This is a genomic window from Pseudarthrobacter sp. MDT1-56 (assembly GCF_059383555.1).
The window spans coordinates 142,481-157,672 of record NZ_JBWZCK010000003.1; the positions used below are offsets into that span (position 1 = coordinate 142,481).

At 64.1% G+C, this 15,192-nt stretch carries 16 protein-coding genes; 2 read left to right on the plus strand and 14 right to left on the minus strand.

What is annotated here, in order from left to right; all coding sequences use genetic code 11:
* Positions 1-49: 49 nt before the first annotated feature.
* A complete protein-coding gene (gene nucS / locus AC50YC_RS05645) occupies positions 50-745 on the plus strand; it encodes an endonuclease NucS (RefSeq protein WP_056426140.1) in 696 nt (231 codons plus the stop codon).
* A 374-nt stretch (positions 746-1,119) separates the two neighbouring features.
* Positions 1,120-1,323, plus strand: a complete 204-nt coding sequence (locus AC50YC_RS05650; RefSeq protein ID WP_024365900.1) for a cold-shock protein — start codon at positions 1,120-1,122, stop codon at positions 1,321-1,323.
* 82 nt (positions 1,324-1,405) lie between these two features.
* Here the strand turns inward: AC50YC_RS05650 and AC50YC_RS05655 are convergent, their stop codons facing one another.
* The 14 genes from AC50YC_RS05655 to AC50YC_RS05720 form a co-directional block, all read right to left on the minus strand.
* Complete coding sequence (locus AC50YC_RS05655) at positions 1,406-3,961, minus strand: bifunctional lysylphosphatidylglycerol flippase/synthetase MprF (protein ID WP_494952605.1); 2,556 nt, start codon at positions 3,959-3,961, stop codon at positions 1,406-1,408.
* Positions 3,958-5,343 carry an alpha/beta hydrolase gene (locus tag AC50YC_RS05660; protein WP_494952606.1) on the minus strand — a complete coding sequence of 462 codons (1,386 nt, stop codon included), beginning with the start codon at positions 5,341-5,343 and terminating at the stop codon, positions 3,958-3,960. Before AC50YC_RS05660 ends, AC50YC_RS05655 begins: the two co-directional genes overlap by 4 nt.
* A gap of 5 nt (positions 5,344-5,348) precedes the next feature.
* Positions 5,349-5,780, minus strand: coding sequence for a DUF2550 domain-containing protein (locus AC50YC_RS05665; protein ID WP_494952607.1), 432 nt, complete (start codon positions 5,778-5,780; stop codon positions 5,349-5,351).
* 10 nt (positions 5,781-5,790) lie between these two features.
* Positions 5,791-6,075 carry a F0F1 ATP synthase subunit epsilon gene (locus AC50YC_RS05670; RefSeq protein WP_307459655.1) on the minus strand — a complete coding sequence of 95 codons (285 nt, stop codon included), beginning with the start codon at positions 6,073-6,075 and terminating at the stop codon, positions 5,791-5,793.
* Between the two features lies 1 nt (position 6,076).
* The gene (atpD, locus tag AC50YC_RS05675; RefSeq protein ID WP_354169922.1) at positions 6,077-7,531 is read right to left on the minus strand and encodes a F0F1 ATP synthase subunit beta; all 1,455 of its coding nucleotides are present in this window, start codon (positions 7,529-7,531) and stop codon (positions 6,077-6,079) included.
* Positions 7,532-7,610: 79 nt separating this feature from the next.
* Positions 7,611-8,504 carry a F0F1 ATP synthase subunit gamma gene (locus AC50YC_RS05680; protein WP_354350084.1) on the minus strand — a complete coding sequence of 298 codons (894 nt, stop codon included), beginning with the start codon at positions 8,502-8,504 and terminating at the stop codon, positions 7,611-7,613.
* A gap of 76 nt (positions 8,505-8,580) precedes the next feature.
* On the minus strand, positions 8,581-10,218 hold the full coding sequence (gene atpA / locus AC50YC_RS05685; RefSeq protein ID WP_282382575.1) for a F0F1 ATP synthase subunit alpha: 1,638 nt from the start codon (positions 10,216-10,218) through the stop codon (positions 8,581-8,583).
* Between the two features lie 87 nt (positions 10,219-10,305).
* Positions 10,306-11,130, minus strand: a complete 825-nt coding sequence (locus AC50YC_RS05690) for a F0F1 ATP synthase subunit delta (RefSeq protein WP_494952608.1) — start codon at positions 11,128-11,130, stop codon at positions 10,306-10,308.
* A complete protein-coding gene (locus tag AC50YC_RS05695; protein WP_494952609.1) occupies positions 11,130-11,678 on the minus strand; it encodes a F0F1 ATP synthase subunit B in 549 nt (182 codons plus the stop codon). The genes AC50YC_RS05690 and AC50YC_RS05695 overlap by 1 nt, the downstream gene beginning before the upstream one ends.
* Before the next feature lie 57 nt (positions 11,679-11,735).
* Positions 11,736-11,939, minus strand: a complete 204-nt coding sequence (atpE, locus tag AC50YC_RS05700) for an ATP synthase F0 subunit C (protein ID WP_009356484.1) — start codon at positions 11,937-11,939, stop codon at positions 11,736-11,738.
* 79 nt (positions 11,940-12,018) lie between these two features.
* Positions 12,019-12,819: a F0F1 ATP synthase subunit A gene (gene atpB, locus AC50YC_RS05705; protein WP_354169915.1), complete on the minus strand. Its 801-nt coding sequence runs from the start codon at positions 12,817-12,819 to the stop codon at positions 12,019-12,021.
* A gap of 91 nt (positions 12,820-12,910) precedes the next feature.
* Entirely contained in the window at positions 12,911-13,240 is a 330-nt protein-coding gene (locus AC50YC_RS05710; RefSeq protein WP_494952610.1) for a hypothetical protein, read from the minus strand.
* Complete coding sequence (locus AC50YC_RS05715; RefSeq protein ID WP_494952611.1) at positions 13,233-13,718, minus strand: Cg1360 family ATP-synthase-associated protein; 486 nt, start codon at positions 13,716-13,718, stop codon at positions 13,233-13,235. Before AC50YC_RS05715 ends, AC50YC_RS05710 begins: the two co-directional genes overlap by 8 nt.
* 123 nt (positions 13,719-13,841) lie before the next feature.
* Positions 13,842-14,975, minus strand: a complete 1,134-nt coding sequence (locus AC50YC_RS05720) for an MraY family glycosyltransferase (RefSeq protein WP_494952612.1) — start codon at positions 14,973-14,975, stop codon at positions 13,842-13,844.
* Between the last annotated feature and the right edge of the window lie 217 nt (positions 14,976-15,192).

Here is a 15,192-nt window from a genome sequence, read left to right on the forward strand (position 1 = left end):
TGCCCCAGTCCGGGTGCCCGCTGTCCCCGCAGACGGTAGTGTTGACCGGGTGCGTTTAGTCATAGCCCGTTGCTCCGTTGATTATGTCGGCCGGCTCAAAGCCCATCTCCCGCTCGCCACCCGGCTCCTGCTGGTCAAGGCCGACGGTTCCGTTTTGGTCCACTCGGACGGCGGATCCTACAAGCCGCTGAACTGGATGAGCCCCCCGGCGTCCCTGCGCGTCTCCACCCCGGACGAGGTCGACGTCGAAATCGGCGTGGTTGAACAGTGGACCGTCCAGTCGGCCAAAACCGACGACCGGCTGATCATCAACATCCATGAGCAGTTGCATGACACCTCCCATGAGCTCGGCCAGGACCCCGGGCTGATCAAGGACGGAGTGGAGGCGGACCTGCAGCGGCTGCTGGCCGACCAGATCGAACTCCTCGGCGCCGGTTTCTCCCTCATCCGCCGCGAGTACTTCACCGCCATCGGCCCGGTGGACATCCTTGCCAGGGACGCCAAGGGCGCCACCGTGGCCATCGAGCTCAAGCGCCGCGGTGACATCGACGGCGTCGAACAGCTCACCCGCTACCTCGAACTGCTCAACCGCGACCCCCTCCTGGCTCCGGTCCGCGGGATCTTCGCCGCCCAGCAGATCAAACCCCAGGCCAAGGTCCTGGCAAATGACCGCGGTATTGACTGCGTCACCCTCGACTACGACGCCATGCGCGGCGTCGACGACGTCGAATCCCGGCTCTTCTGAATGTGGTCTTACCTGAGCCAGGAAGTCCATTTAACAAAATGAGCGCTGTAGCCATGGTCCATTGTGGCTTTAGAACAGTTCGTCCCTGCATAAGCGGCGGCGGTAATCCGCGTTGAAATCGTTCATCGATACTTTGTACAAATTTTATGCCAATTGTTTGCCGGCCCCGTTGACCTGACGCAACTGACATGAAATTCTTATACCAGTCTTTGTGTAGGTGTTTTTTCATGCTCGCAAGACATGTTGCGAGCGTGAAGCTCCTGCCGCCGAAGTCCGGTTAATCCGGTCCCACAGCCAGGGATCTTCTCGCGGAGTGACCAGGACCGGCACGAAGTGTGCCGGTCTTCATCAAGATCCACAATGAGGAGATTTACATGGCACAGGGAACCGTCAAGTGGTTCAACGCTGAAAAGGGCTTCGGCTTCATCACCCCGGATGACTCCGATGGCGATGTCTTCGTTCACTACTCCGAGATCCAGACCGGTGGCTTCAAGACCCTCGACGAGAACGCTCGCGTTCAGTTCGAAATCGGCCAGGGCGCCAAGGGCCCCCAGGCTACCGGCGTGACGCTGGTCTAGCACCCCCGCAGCGGAACTGCCTACGGCAGCCTCCGCGCAAGAGATGGTCCCCGGCTCCACGCCGGGGACCATTTTTTTTGCTTCAGCGCACGAGGGTCCTCAGCAGCCGCGCACTTTGCCGCACGGACAGGCCCGGCAGATAGGCCCGGCTCAGCGCACGGCCCATCGCCGGCAGCTGCAGCGGGTCCTGGTAATACAGGTACAGCGTCCGGTAGTCGGGCTTGAAACGGGACTTGAACGTAGCCAGCGAACGGAAGCCGTACACGGGCTCGAGCGCTTTCCCGACGACGTCGAGGATTCTGGCCAGCGCCTCGGGGCCGGGCTCATCGCCGGCAGCATCCGCCACCGTGGCCTCATCCTTCGCCAGCGGGGATCCGGACAGGGAGATAACTTCCACCGAGCTCCGGAGCTCCTGCACCGCCGAGGCGATCAGGAATTCCATGACGCCGGGGAAAGCATCGCCGCGCCGGCGCATGAAGTCCAGCGTCCAGCTTACGAGGCGGCCCTCCTCGTACACCGGCAGCCAGCTGGTGACGCCCTGGACCTGCCCCTCGGCGTCCACCGCGAGGCAGCAGAGCACCTCCGGGTCCTCAAGCTCATCGATGCCGCCGAGCGTGAAGCCCATCTCCGGGACGGACTTCTGGGCGGCCCACTCCTCCGAGACCTCGCTCAGCTGGGCGCGCACCGAAGGCGCGAAGTCGGTGTAACGGCCCCACACCGCGTGCACCCCGGATTTCTTGGCCCGGTTCAGGGCGGTCCGGACGTTCTGCCAGTCCTTTCCCTTGAACTCAAGTGAGCGCACGGCCAGCCGGGTCTCCTGGGCCACCGCCACCCGCCGGAACCCCCGGCCCTCCAGCAGCGGCCACAGCTCGTCCGTGCAGGAGTAGAAGCAGGGAATGAGGGCATGCTCGGCGCAGTACCGGACGAAGCCCGCCGCGGTTTCCTCGTGGAACTCCGCCGGGCCAAAGGGCCCGGCCAGCGTCAGCGCGACGTTCCCATGCTGCTGGTAGGCCACTCCCCCGCGGCCCGCCGGAGCGAACCAGTATTTGTTGGGCTCCCACAGCGCCATCCAGGACAGGGAGTCGCCGCCCTGGCGGATCAGGCTGCGGGCCACATCGCGGTCGCCCGCCCCTGCGTCGGTCGGGTGCAGCCGGCGCTGCAGAACCAGCCAGACGGCAGCCAGGGCGACCGCCCAGAAAATGATGCCGGAGGCGGCGAAGAGGAAGGCCTCGAGGGCGTCGCGGTCCTGGAAGACGCGGCTGTAAATTCCGGGGATGGGCAGCGGCAGGTACTGGCGGGAGAGCTCGGCGGCCAGGCCCAGCAGGCCGCCGTCCCGGTCCATGCCGCCGGCGGCCAGCCAGACGCCGGTGTAGAGGGACGCCAGCACGAGCCAGGTGCCGCCGACAACCGCGGCGAGGGCCCGGCGCGCCCGGGGACTGGTCTCGACGCGGAACTGGCGGCGGTTCACCGCGAGGAGGACAACGAGCACGAGCGGAACCACCACCAGGGGCAGCACGTGGACAATCCCGGAGCCCATCACGCCGGTGTGCGGCCGGTTGGCGTACTGCGGAATCCTGGCGAACAGGGACAGGTAGACGGCGGCCATGACGGTTACTGCGAGTTGGAGGGTGATCGCGATCCGCAGGGCGAGCCGGCGTCCGTGCCGCATGCCGTCGGCGCAGATGAGCAGCAGCACCACGGGGACCACCGCCAGCGCGAGGCCCAGCGGCCCGGCGAAGCCGGCGCGGCCGGCCTCCAGACAGGTGGCGTCGATGGTGCCGCCGCAATTCTGTTCCAGTTGGTTCAGCGTGGGCAGCGGGTTGAGGACGACGTCGCGCAGCAGCGCCAGCGGCCCGGTGGGGGTCCGGACGGTGGCGGTCAGGATGGGTCCGACGGCGAAGATCGCGACGGTGAGGGCGAGCAGGTTGCGGGTTTCGCGCCCCGTGGAGCGGTGCCGGTGCAGGGTGCCCTTGTCGCCCTGGATCCACCAGCCGGCCGCCAGCCCGGCCAGGGCGCCGGCGAACCCGACGACGGTCTCCGCATGCCCCACGTACAGCACGAGCATCAGGGAAACGGAGACGACGGCGGTGCGAAGCCGCCGCTGCCACAGCGTGGGCAGCAGCCCGCTGGACGCCAGCGAGACGGCAAGGACAGCCGCGTACGGGCCCATGAGCCGTGCGTCCACCATCGCGCTGAGCCAGCCGTCGTCGGTGTAGCGGGCAAGTTGTGTCACCAGCAGGAACAGCGTCACCGCGGCGAACTGGGCGGCGAAGTAGAAAACGGCCGTGCGCCGGGTGCCCAGCTGCCGCTCGGCGAGGCCCAGCAGGAGGAGGATCATCAGTGCGGCCGAGGTGTAGGCCAGCAGGTTCGTGGCGAAGAACATCGAGCTGAACATCGACCACCAGCGCCCGGCCTTCAGCTCCGGGGCACTGACGGACGCCAGGTCCAGGAGTGACTCCGGCGGCCCGGCGAGGAAGCTTCCGGTGGCCGCGCCGGTGATCAGGAAGGCCGCGAGGACGGCGAGGGTGAACGGGATGGCCCGCAAATGGCCCGCGGACTGCCGCAGGCCCTCGCGGCCCAGGCCCCGGAGGGAGGCGGCGCCGCTTCCCCGCTGCCGTGCCGGTGTTGCCGGGCTCACTGCGGGATGCCCCAGCGGGACGCCAGGAAGTCGAGCCCGGAGGGCAGCCCCTTGGACCCGGTCTCCCAGGAGTGTCCCGCGCCGGGGACCAGCCGCGCCTCCACCGTGAACCCGGCGGTGCGCGCGGCCTCGGACAAGACCTCCAGGTAACGGATGAACTCAGGATCCCGCTCGCCGGCGGCAAAGTAGACGGCATGCCCGTCGAAGCGGTTCTCCCTCATGAGCCGCAACGGTGTCTGGCGGTCAAAGGCTTCAGTGTCGCCGTCAAAGGAGGCAGCGATGGTCTTTTCCCGCTCCTTGGCCAGGGCGGGTTCCTGCTCGCTGGAAAAAGCCAGGGCGGAGCTGTAGATGTCCGGATGACGGGTCACCATCTGCATCGCGCAGGTCGCGCCGAAGGAGAATCCCCCGGCCGCCCACTGCCTGGGGTCCGGGTCCACGTCCAGCGTCCGGTTGATCCAGGCCGGCACGTCCTCGGCGAGGAAGGTGTCGGCCCGGGCGATCCTGCTGTCCATGCAGAGGGTGTTGCCCGCGGCGGAACCGTTCGGGTCCACGACGACCACCACCGGAGCCAGTCCGTGGTGCGCTGCGGCGAACCGGTCCATCCGGCTGCGCAGTGCCCCGCCGGTGAGCCAGTCTGCCGGGGCGCCCGGCTGGCCGGCGAAGAGAACCAGGACGGGAAGGGCGGGCCGGGGCGTGGCCTGGTAGGCGGGCGGAAGGTAGAGGTAGGCCTCGCGGCTCTGGAACCCCGAACGGGTGCCGGGGATTTCGGCTCGCCGCAGCTCACCGCCGTCGGGCAGGCTGGCCGGCGGGTCCCACTGGTTCAGGCTGACGGTGGCGGAGGGCCTGGGGGCGCGTTTCAGCCCGTCTTCCAACGGCTGGATCCGCGCCAGGGCGGTGCCCGTCAGGTCACTCACCGTGTGGATAAGGCCAAAGTAGCCGTTGATCTGGACGGCGGAGAGCAGGACGACGCCGAGCAGGGCGGCCGTGGCCACCGCCGTCGTCCGGGCGGGACGCCGGGGTTCGCCGCGGCCGGGGGCTCGGGCACCCGTGGGCCGCCACAGGCGCCACAGGCCCATCAGCCAGAGCAGCAGCGCCGTGACGGCGGGAAGCGACCAGGCCAGGACCTCGCGGGGAAGTTCCCCCGGGAAGACGGCGAAAAGGTAGATCATCGCCCAGTGCGCTCCGGCCAGCAGCGCGGAGGCAAGCAGGACGGCTGCGGCGGGGCGGAGCAGGGAAGCCAGCCAGCGGGGGGCGGCGGTAACCGGGACGGGGCGTCGTCCGCCCTGCCACAGAAGGAAGTAGAGCAGGCCCGCAGCGCCAGCGGTCCAGGCGATCCACAGCACCGGCCCGTCGACGAGCCGGAGGTCTTCGATGAAGTCCACCGCGGCTAGCGCCAGGTGCCGACGCCGATGACGGGTCCTGCCTCAAGCCACGATGAGAGCCCGGTGTAGGCGTCGAACCGCATCGCGAGCAGGATGTCCTGCCCTTCGTAGCGGAGTTCGACAATCACGGCGTCGGGTTGGACTTTGACAAGCTCGGACTCGGTGGGTTTGCGACGGCCGATCAGCTCAAGCGAACTCCGGCGGAAGGTGTGCTTCGGACGCATGCTGAGCGAGGCAAGCCGGAACCACTCAAGGTCGTTGTCCTGATAACGACAAACCCCCATCTGCCAACTGTTTCCAGCCGTGCAAATGGAGGCGTCCACCGTGCCCAGGGCACGCCGCAGATTGAAGCGGCGCACCCCGGAAAGGCACAGTGCAAGTACCAGCAACGCAAAGATCGTTGCCAGGACGATGAACGGAAAAACAGTATCGTTCATCAAGGTCGTGCTAGCGGATCCCCGCAGTAGCCGCGTCGCCCATTTGGGCGTTGTCAGCAACAATGACGACCCGGTTGTTGTCGACGGAGAAGAACCCGCCGTCGACGACTACAGCAATGCGGTCACCGGATACCGGCTGGATTGCCAGCTCACCTTCGGCCAGAATCGCCAGCAGGGGCGCGTGGCCGGGCAGGATTCCGATTTCACCATCGCTGGTGCGGGCCTTGACCATCGTGGCCGCTCCGGACCACACGAAGTGGTCCGCTGCGACAATCTCAACCTCAAGCTCAGCCATATTACTTGGTCTGTTCCTGGATCTTGGCCCACTGGCGCTCAACGTCATCCAGGCCGCCGACGTTGAAGAACGCCTGCTCTGCGATGTGGTCGAGTTCGCCGTCGCAGATCGCGGTGAAGCCTTCAACGGTGTCCTTGATGGACACGGTGGAGCCCTCGACGCCGGTGAACTGCTTGGCGGTGTAGGTGTTCTGCGAGAGGAACTGCTGGATGCGGCGTGCACGCGACACGACGATCTTGTCTTCTTCAGAGAGCTCGTCAACGCCGAGGATGGCGATGATGTCCTGGAGTTCCTTGTTCTTCTGCAGGATCTGCTTGACGCGGACGGCCGTGTTGTAGTGGTCGTTGCCGATGTACTGCGGATCCAGGATGCGGGAAGTCGACGTCAGCGGGTCAACGGCCGGGTACAGACCACGGGAAGCGATTTCACGGGAAAGTTCCGTGGTCGCGTCAAGGTGTGCGAAGGTCGTGGCCGGGGCCGGGTCGGTGTAGTCATCTGCGGGAACGTAGATGGCCTGCATCGAGGTGATCGAGTGGCCCTTGGTGGACGTGATGCGCTCCTGGAGGAGGCCCATCTCGTCAGCCAGGTTGGGCTGGTAGCCCACGGCCGACGGCATGCGGCCGAGGAGGGTGGAAACCTCGGAGCCTGCCTGGGTGAAGCGGAAGATGTTGTCGATGAAGAGCAGCACGTCCTGGTTTTGCACATCGCGGAAGTACTCCGCCATGGTCAGGGCGGACAGTGCCACGCGCAGACGCGTTCCCGGCGGCTCATCCATCTGGCCGAATACAAGGGCAGTGTCCTTGAGGACGCCTGCCTCTTCCATTTCAACCCAGAGGTCGTTACCTTCACGGGTACGCTCGCCGACACCGGCGAACACCGAGGTGCCGCCGAAGTTGCGGGCAACACGGGTGATCATTTCCTGGATCAGCACGGTCTTGCCGACGCCGGCACCGCCGAACAGACCGATCTTGCCACCCTTGATGTACGGGGTGAGAAGGTCGATGACCTTGATGCCGGTTTCCATCATCTCGGTGGAACCCTCGAGCGTCGCGAAGGCAGGAGCCTTGCGGTGGATGGGCCAGCGCTCGGTGATCCCGAGTTCCGACTCAGCCACGTCCAGCGGCTGTCCGAGGACGTTGAAGATGTGTCCCTTCACGACGTCGCCGACGGGAACGGAGATGGGGGCACCCGAGTCCACTACAGCGGTGCCGCGGACAAGTCCGTCGGTCGCCTGCAGGGAGATGGCGCGAATGACGTTGTCGCCGAGGTGCAGGGCAACCTCGAACGTAATGGTCTTGGTCTCACCGTTGAGAGTAATCTCGGTGGTGAGTGCGTTGTAAATCGAGGGGATTGCGTCAGCCGGGAATTCGACGTCGACAACCGGGCCAATAACACGTGCAATACGGCCGGTAGCACCGGTCGTCGCGGCTACGTGTTCGGTAGCAGTGGCAGTCATCTCTCTCACTTCACTCAGTAGATGGCGTTGGGGTTAAGTTTACTTTGGTGCAGGTACAGCTGGATCCGAACCTGGAAGGCTAGGACGCGTTCAACGCGTCGGCGCCGGCCACGATCTCGGAAAGCTCCTGCGTAATTTCAGCCTGGCGGGCAGTATTGCGCAGACGCGTGAACTTCTTGATGAGCTCCGTGGCGTTGTCGCCGGCGGACTTCATTGCCCGCTGGCGGGCAGCGAGTTCCGAAGCTGCTGCCTGCAGCATTGCGGCGAAGATGCGTGATTCGATGTAGCGCGGCAGCAGAGCGTCAAGAACCTGCTCCGTTTCCGGCTCGAATTCGTAGAGCGGCAGGAGGTCCGATTCGGACGCAGCCTGCTCTTCGACAACCTCAAGCGGGAGAAGACGGATGACCGTCGGCTCCTGGGTGACCATGGACTTGAAGCGGGTGTAGACGACATGGATCTCGTCGACGCCTCCCTCTGCATAGTCCGTCGCAAAGTCAGACAGCAATGCCTCGCCGATTTCCTGTGCCGTGGCAAACTCCGGCGCATCCGTGCCGCCGGTCCAAACACGCCCGTAGGGACGGTTCCGGAAGTCGAAGTAGGCCTGCGCCTTGCGGCCGACCAGGTAAAACTTGACTTCCTTGCCCTCCTCGACGAGCAGCTCGTTGAGGCCTTCCGCCTGCTTGAGCACGCTTGCGGAGTACGAGCCTGCAAGGCCACGGTCCGAGGTGATTACCAGGACGGCGGCCCGGCGGATCTGCTCCGGCTCGGTGGTCAGCGGGTGGTCGATTTCGCTCTGGCTTGCGACAGCAGAAACGGCACGCGTGATGGCGTTTGCGTAAGGCAGTGAAGCTGCTACGCGTGCTCGGGCCTTCCCGATGCGCGAGGTAGCGATCAGTTCCATCGCCTTGAAGATCTTGCGCATCGACGTCGTCGAGCTGATCTTCTGGCGGTAGACCCGGATCTGGGCTCCCATACTTATCCTTTCCTAAGATCCCGATGGCCGGGACTGCCGGAACCTAAGTGGGCTCCGGCAGTCCCTGCCAGCGAAACTAGCGCTTCTGCTTGACGATTTTTTCCTGGTCGACCTGTGCCTCGTCGATGGGGGCGTGTTCTTCGTGCCCCGCACCAACCAGGTGGTTGTCTCCCTCGCCGAAGAAGCCCTTCTTGAAGTCCACGATCGCGGTCTTCAGTGCTTCTGCAGTGTCATCGCTCATGACGTTGGTCTGGGCCAGCGTCGTCAGGATGGAGGACTTGTGCTTGAGGTGCTCCAGGAACTCGGTCTCGAAGCGGTTGATGTCCTCAACCGGAACGTTGTCGAGGTGCCCGTTGGTGCCGGCCCAGATGGAGACGACCTGGTTCTCGACCGGGAACGGCGAGTACTGGCCCTGCTTGAGCAGTTCCATCAGGCGTGCGCCACGGGTCAGCTGCTGGCGCGATGCGGCGTCGAGGTCCGACGCGAACATTGCGAACGCCTGCATGTCGCGGTACTGAGCCAGTTCCAGCTTCAAGGTACCGGAGACCTTCTTCATGGACTTGACCTGGGCGGCGCCACCCACGCGGGAAACGGAGACACCCACGTCGACGGCGGGACGCTGGTTGGCGTTGAAGAGGTCCGACTGCAGGAAGATCTGGCCATCGGTGATGGAGATCACGTTGGTCGGGATGTAGGCGGAGACGTCGTTTGCCTTGGTCTCGATGAGCGGCAGGCCGGTCATCGAACCTGCACCGAGCTCGTCGGAGAGCTTGGCACAACGCTCCAGCAGGCGGGAGTGCAAGTAGAAGACGTCGCCCGGGTAGGCTTCGCGTCCCGGCGGGCGGCGGAGCAGCAGCGACACTGCACGGTAGGCCTCAGCCTGCTTGGAGAGGTCATCAAACACAATGAGGACGTGCTTGCCGCCGTACATCCAGTGCTGGCCGATCGCCGAACCGGCGTACGGTGCCAGGTACTTGAAGCCTGCGGGGTCGGACGCGGGGGAAGCCACGATGGTCGTGTATTCCAGTGCGCCGTTGTCCTCGAGGGTCTGACGGACGGCAGCGATCGTGGAAGCCTTCTGGCCGATGGCTACATAGATGCAGCGCACCTGCTTGTTGACATCCCCGGAAGCCCAGTTGGCCTTCTGGTTGATGATCGTGTCGATGGCGATAGCCGACTTGCCGGTCTGACGGTCACCGATGATCAGCTGACGCTGGCCGCGGCCGATCGGGATCATGGCGTCGATAGCCTTGAGGCCGGTCTGCATCGGCTCGTGAACCGACTTGCGCTGGGTCACGCCGGGCGCCTGGAGTTCCAGTGCACGGGTGGTTTCGGCCTTGATCTCGCCGAGGTCATCGATGGGCTCGCCCAGCGGGTCGACAACGCGGCCGAGGAAGGCGTCGCCCACCGGTACGGACAGAACCTGTCCGGTGCGGTGAACTTCCTGGCCTTCTTCGATACCGGTGAAGTCACCGAGGATGATGACGCCGATCTCGCGGACGTCGAGGTTCTGGGCCAGGCCCAGGGTGCCGTCTTCGAAGCGAAGCAGCTCGTTCGCCATGACCGAGGGAAGGCCCTCAACACGGGCGATGCCGTCACCTGCGGTTGTTACACGGCCGACCTCTACGCGCTCTGCGTTTCCGGGTTCGTAGGACGCCGCGAACTCGTTCAACGCATTACGGACGTCGTCGGCGTTGATGGTCAATTCGGCCATCTGCAGTCCCTGCTCTCCTGTTTTCGTGATCATCGTTGCTCACGATGACCGGGGTTTCGTTTCGTTTAGTTGTGCTGGTCCGGCTGGCTAAGCAAGCTGGCGGTGGAGCTGGCCCAGGCGGGCGAGGACCGAAGCGTCTACCACTTCGTCACCAACCTGGATCCGGATGCCACCGATCAGTGCCGGGTCAACGTTCATGTTGATCTTGAGCTCGCGCCCGTAAAGGGCATTCAGCCCCGCCTGCAGACGGCTGGTCTGTGTCTCCGTCAGCGGACGGGTGACGCTGACCGTTGCAATCCAGCGCTGCTGGCGCTTGGCTGCAAGCTCCGCGAAACGACGGACGAGCTTGGTCGCCTTGAGCCCACGGGGCTGCGAAACTGCCTGTCCGATAAGGACCTTCGCTTCCTCGCTTGCACCGGGTACGAGCTTTTCGGCGAGGGCAACCTTGGCGGCCGAGCTAGCCTGCGGCTCGGACACAGCACGCTGTACCTCGTGGTTGGACTCGACGGCCCGGTTGAAGGAGAACAGATCGTTCTCCAGCGCTTCCAGGCCGGTGATCCCTGAGGCAGAGACGGCAGACCTGTTCTCAGCAACGGCAATTACCACCGAAGCGGCAAGAGTCTCGAGTGCATCGCCGATATCCCGGGCCGACGCCCAGCGCGAGCTGGCCAGTCCGCCCGCGATTTCCACAGCATCCGCGGAGACTTTCCCGCCGAAGAGCTGCTTGATAAGCGCCGACTTTTCGTCACCGCTACGGGACGGGTCAGTCAGGGCGCGGCGCAAGCCAGCCGAGCTGTCCACCGTTCCCAGGATTCCGAAGAGTTCCTTAGCCAACTGCAGCGAGGCGAAGGGAAGCTTGGCTTCCAGCGCCACCAAGGCCGCGGTGAGCGATTCGCTCGATACACCTGCCATTACTTAGCTGCACCTGCGTTCTGGTTCTCCAGATCTGCCAGGAAGCGGTCAACCACACGGGCTGAACGCGCGTCGTCCTCGAGGGACTCGCCAACGATGCGGCCTGCCAGCGTGGTGGCAAGGGTGCCAACTTCCGTGCGGAGCGACACAACGGCCGCCTGGCGCTCGGACTGGATCGCCGCGTGTGCCTGAGCCGTGATGCGGGCAGACTCGACAGCTGCCTTCTCCTTCAGGTCCGCAAGGATCTGAGCGCCTTCGGCACGTGCTTCCTCGCGGATCCGGTTGGCCTCGGCACGGGCATCGGTGAGCTGCTGCTTGTACTCTTCGAGTGCAGCGGAAGCCTCTGCCTGGGCCTTTTCAGCCTTGGCGATGCCACCTTCAATGGCCTCCGCACGCTCTGCGAAGGTCTTCTCGAACATCGGGACAACGTACTTGACCACGATGAACATGAGAACAGCGAAGCCGGCGAAGACGACGCCCATTTCCCAGACATTGGGAACCAGAGGGTTGATGCCCTCTACGGCGGCTGAGATGATCAGCTGATTCATAATTCACCCGTCCTTATCTACTCGGTTCTGGATGTTCGCTTAGTTCTAAAGTTCAGACTAGAGAACGAACGCGAAGACCAGGCCGAGGATGGCGAGGGCTTCAGTCAGCGCGAGGCCGAGGAATGCGATCGGCTGGAGCACACGCTGTGCCTCCGGCTGACGTGCGACGCCGTTGATGTAAGCGGCGAACACGAGACCAACACCGATACCACCGCCGATTGCGGACAGACCGTAACCTACGAGGTTGAGATTGCCTTCCATTTTTTTCCTTTCAAGATGCCATCTATGTGGCAGGTTGTTTGGTGTGCTTCATCCCCCGTGAGGGGAAGATTTTGGGTGCCTAGTGGCTATCCGCGTGCAGCGCGCCTTCAATGTAGATGGCGGTCAGCAGGGTGAACACGTAGGCCTGCAGCGCCATGATCAGCGCTTCCAGCATGTACATGGCGATCGCTCCGCCGAGCACGAGGACCGAGGTGCCCTTCAGGAGGATGTTCTCCTGCATAACGAGGAACTCGATGCCCGAACCGGCAATCATCACGATCAGGTGGCCGGCCAGCATGGTCGCGAACAGACGGAGGCTGTGCGTGACGGGGCGGACCAGGAAGTTGGAGATGATCTCGATCGGAATGACGATCGGAAGAATGTAGACCGGGACTCCGGACGGCACGGTGGCCAGCTTGAAGTACTTCAGGCCGTTCTTCTTGACGCCGATGGCGATCCACGTGAAGTAAACGATCCCGGCGAGCACATAGGCGCCGCCGACATGCGAGAAGCTCGGGAGCTGGATCACCGGGATGGCGCCGTAGATGTTGTTCACCAGGATGAAGAAGAACAGGCTGAACAGCAGCGGGACATACTTCATGAAGTCTTTGCCGCCGATGATGTCCTTGGCAATGCCGTTGCGGACGAAGCCATAGGCGGCTTCGCCGGCGAACTGCAGTTTGCCGGGAACAAGCTGCCCCTTACGGGCAGCTAGCAGAAAGAATGTGGCGATAATAACGACCGAAAGGATTACCAGCAGCATCTGCTTGGAGAATCCATCGACCGCCCCCCACGGCAGGATTGCCGGCAGGTGCATTTCATCAATTCCAGGAGGCGTAAAAGTTCCTGATTCTTGGGCCGGGAGCGCAAGCGCGATCAACGCGTTTCCTCTCTGCAGTGTCCATCATTGGGCGTTTGTCGGGGAAAGGCGACGTTACTGTCGCATTCTCCCCCTGTGAAATTATTTGGCATTACTGATCCTCGTCCTGAGACGGGCCACGTGCAGCATTGTCCCCGCCCGCGGATTTATCCGGGCTGGTGAGGCCGTGCATATGAGAAAGATAGAACCCTCCCGCGGCTCCCAGCAGGGCGCCTGCGAGCACAATCCAGCGGGTTCCCCACAGATTATCCAGACCCCACCCTATCAAACTCCAGACGAGGATTCCGCCAACAATGTAGCTGAAGACGGCGATGCCTGCGTTGTATCCGCCGTCCCGTCCGTTGTCGGATACACCGGGGGCTCCGGACGTCTTTTCCGGGGTGCGGGCCTTGTCCGCGGGGCGCTCTTTGCGGTTAAACATCGGTGCTGCCTTCCGGGGTCTCGGGGTCGTTGTAGAGCTGGAGCCGGGCCTTGCTGAAACCGTAGATTTCGGCGGCCTGCCACAGGACCACGGTCACGACGGCGCCGGCCAGGAACCAGCGTCCGTCCAGCCACTCGGGGCTGCCGATGGCAAACAGCACCACCGCAAAGCCGACGACCTTGATGAAATAGGTGGCCGCGAACAGGCCAATGGCTCCGGAGGAATGATTGCGGCCGCCGAAATGGCCGACCAGAAGGCTGATCGAGAAGAACGCGATCGCCAGCGCCCCGCCGAAGAGGGACGACAGCGCCGCCGCCATTCCGTCGAGCAGGAGCGCCGCCAGGCTGGTGAGCAGCAGGGCTGCGCCGCCGACGGCCGAACTGATGGCGAGCAGCCGCAGCCACAATGATTTTGTGGGACCTGAGACATCAACTTCTCCGGCGCCGGACTTTCGTCCGGGTTCGGCGTTGGAGGTCATGAGATCCCAATCGTCGAGGGGTGGTTTGCTGGTCGCGCTGGCACGGCGAAGGACCGCACATGAATTCTACATGAGATAGAAATTATTCGGAAAAGCCCGGTTCCGGGTAATTCGTCGTCGGTGTCATTCTTCCTCGGCCGAAGAACGCGGACCCCTCCCCGGAGCCTTGTGGCGCAGGTAAGGCCAGGCCGTGACGCCCGCCATGACGATCATCGCGGCCAGGTTCACGACCATGACGACCTGCCACTGGAAGACGGCGAGGGCGAGGCCTCCGAACGCCAGGACGCAGGTCCACAGGTACATCAGGATGACCGCACTGCGGTGTGAATACCCGATGTCCAGGAGCTTGTGGTGCAGATGGCCACGGTCCGCCGACCATGGGGAGCGTCCGTGCGCGGTGCGGCGCACAACAGCCAGGCCGAGGTCCAGCAGCGGCAGGAACAGCACCGCGAAGGGAAGCAGGATCGGGATGATCGTGGGGATGCCGTTGGCCCGGTCGTACAGACCGGACGTGATCTGGCCGGTGGACACGATGCCCGCCGACGCCATGATCAGGCCGATCAGCATGGCGCCGGAGTCACCCATGAAGATCTTGGCGGGGAACCAGTTGTGCGGCAGGAAGCCGATGCAGGCGCCGACGAGCACGGCGGTCAGCAGGGTGGCCAGGTCCGAGCGGTCCAGCAGAATGGCAGTCCGGTGCACCCAGTACGCCGTGAGGAAGAACGCCGTCCCCCCGATGATGGCCACGCCCGCCGCCAGGCCGTCCAGGCCGTCGATGAAATTAAACGCATTCATCGTCGTCACAATCAGTCCAGCAGTCAGCGCGATACTCACGGCGTCGTTCTCGATCACAAACGGCTCCGGGATGAACGGAATGATGGTCATCCGGACGCCCCAGATCGCCACCACCAGGGCCGCGGCACTTTGGCCGATGAGCTTGACCCACCAGCGCAGGTCCAGCAGGTCATCTGCCACGCCGACCAGCACGATCACGGCGGCGCCCGCGAGGATCCCCCAGGGCCCGTCGTTGTTACGGAAGATGTCCTTGACGAAGAACGACTGGCTGGCGATGAGCAGTGCCACGAAGAATCCGGCAAAGATACCCAGTCCGCCGAGCCTCGACACGGGGGTCGAGTGCATGTCACGGCTGCGGATCGGGGAGAACAGCTCCATCCGGTTGCCGACAAAGCGGGCACCCCAGGTCGCCGTGTAGCTCACGACTGCCGCTGAGAGCATCATGAGCAGGTACATAATCACTGCGAAGACACCCGCTCGCAGCCGTCGGCACAGGGCACACCCGGTTTCACAGCCCGGAGCCACGGTGTTGCTCCGTGGCTCCGGGGGTGGGGTGAACTCAGTTGCTGTGGGTCTGTCTTGCGATAAATGAAACTTCTCCGTCGCCGTGCGCAGGGCAGGCAGTGCGTAGTGCCTGACAGGGCTGTATTACAGTGGACTCTAGTCAAGATACTAACGC

Bases quoted from the DNA above. Each gene is read 5' to 3' on its own strand.
- AC50YC_RS05715 (WP_494952611.1), bottom strand. From the start codon at position 13,718: ATGACCTCCAACGCCGAACCCGGACGAAAGTCCGGCGCCGGAGAAGTT.
- AC50YC_RS05710 (WP_494952610.1), bottom strand. From the start codon at position 13,240: ATGTTTAACCGCAAAGAGCGCCCCGCGGACAAGGCCCGCACCCCGGAA.
- atpD (WP_354169922.1), bottom strand. From the start codon at position 7,531: ATGACTGCCACTGCTACCGAACACGTAGCCGCGACGACCGGTGCTACC.
- AC50YC_RS05680 (WP_354350084.1), bottom strand. From the start codon at position 8,504: ATGGGAGCCCAGATCCGGGTCTACCGCCAGAAGATCAGCTCGACGACG.
- atpE (WP_009356484.1), bottom strand. From the start codon at position 11,939: ATGGAAGGCAATCTCAACCTCGTAGGTTACGGTCTGTCCGCAATCGGC.
- AC50YC_RS05670 (WP_307459655.1), bottom strand. From the start codon at position 6,075: ATGGCTGAGCTTGAGGTTGAGATTGTCGCAGCGGACCACTTCGTGTGG.
- AC50YC_RS05650 (WP_024365900.1), top strand. From the start codon at position 1,120: ATGGCACAGGGAACCGTCAAGTGGTTCAACGCTGAAAAGGGCTTCGGC.
- AC50YC_RS05695 (WP_494952609.1), bottom strand. From the start codon at position 11,678: ATGAATCAGCTGATCATCTCAGCCGCCGTAGAGGGCATCAACCCTCTG.
- AC50YC_RS05665 (WP_494952607.1), bottom strand. From the start codon at position 5,780: ATGAACGATACTGTTTTTCCGTTCATCGTCCTGGCAACGATCTTTGCG.
- atpA (WP_282382575.1), bottom strand. From the start codon at position 10,218: ATGGCCGAATTGACCATCAACGCCGACGACGTCCGTAATGCGTTGAAC.
- AC50YC_RS05690 (WP_494952608.1), bottom strand. From the start codon at position 11,130: ATGGCAGGTGTATCGAGCGAATCGCTCACCGCGGCCTTGGTGGCGCTG.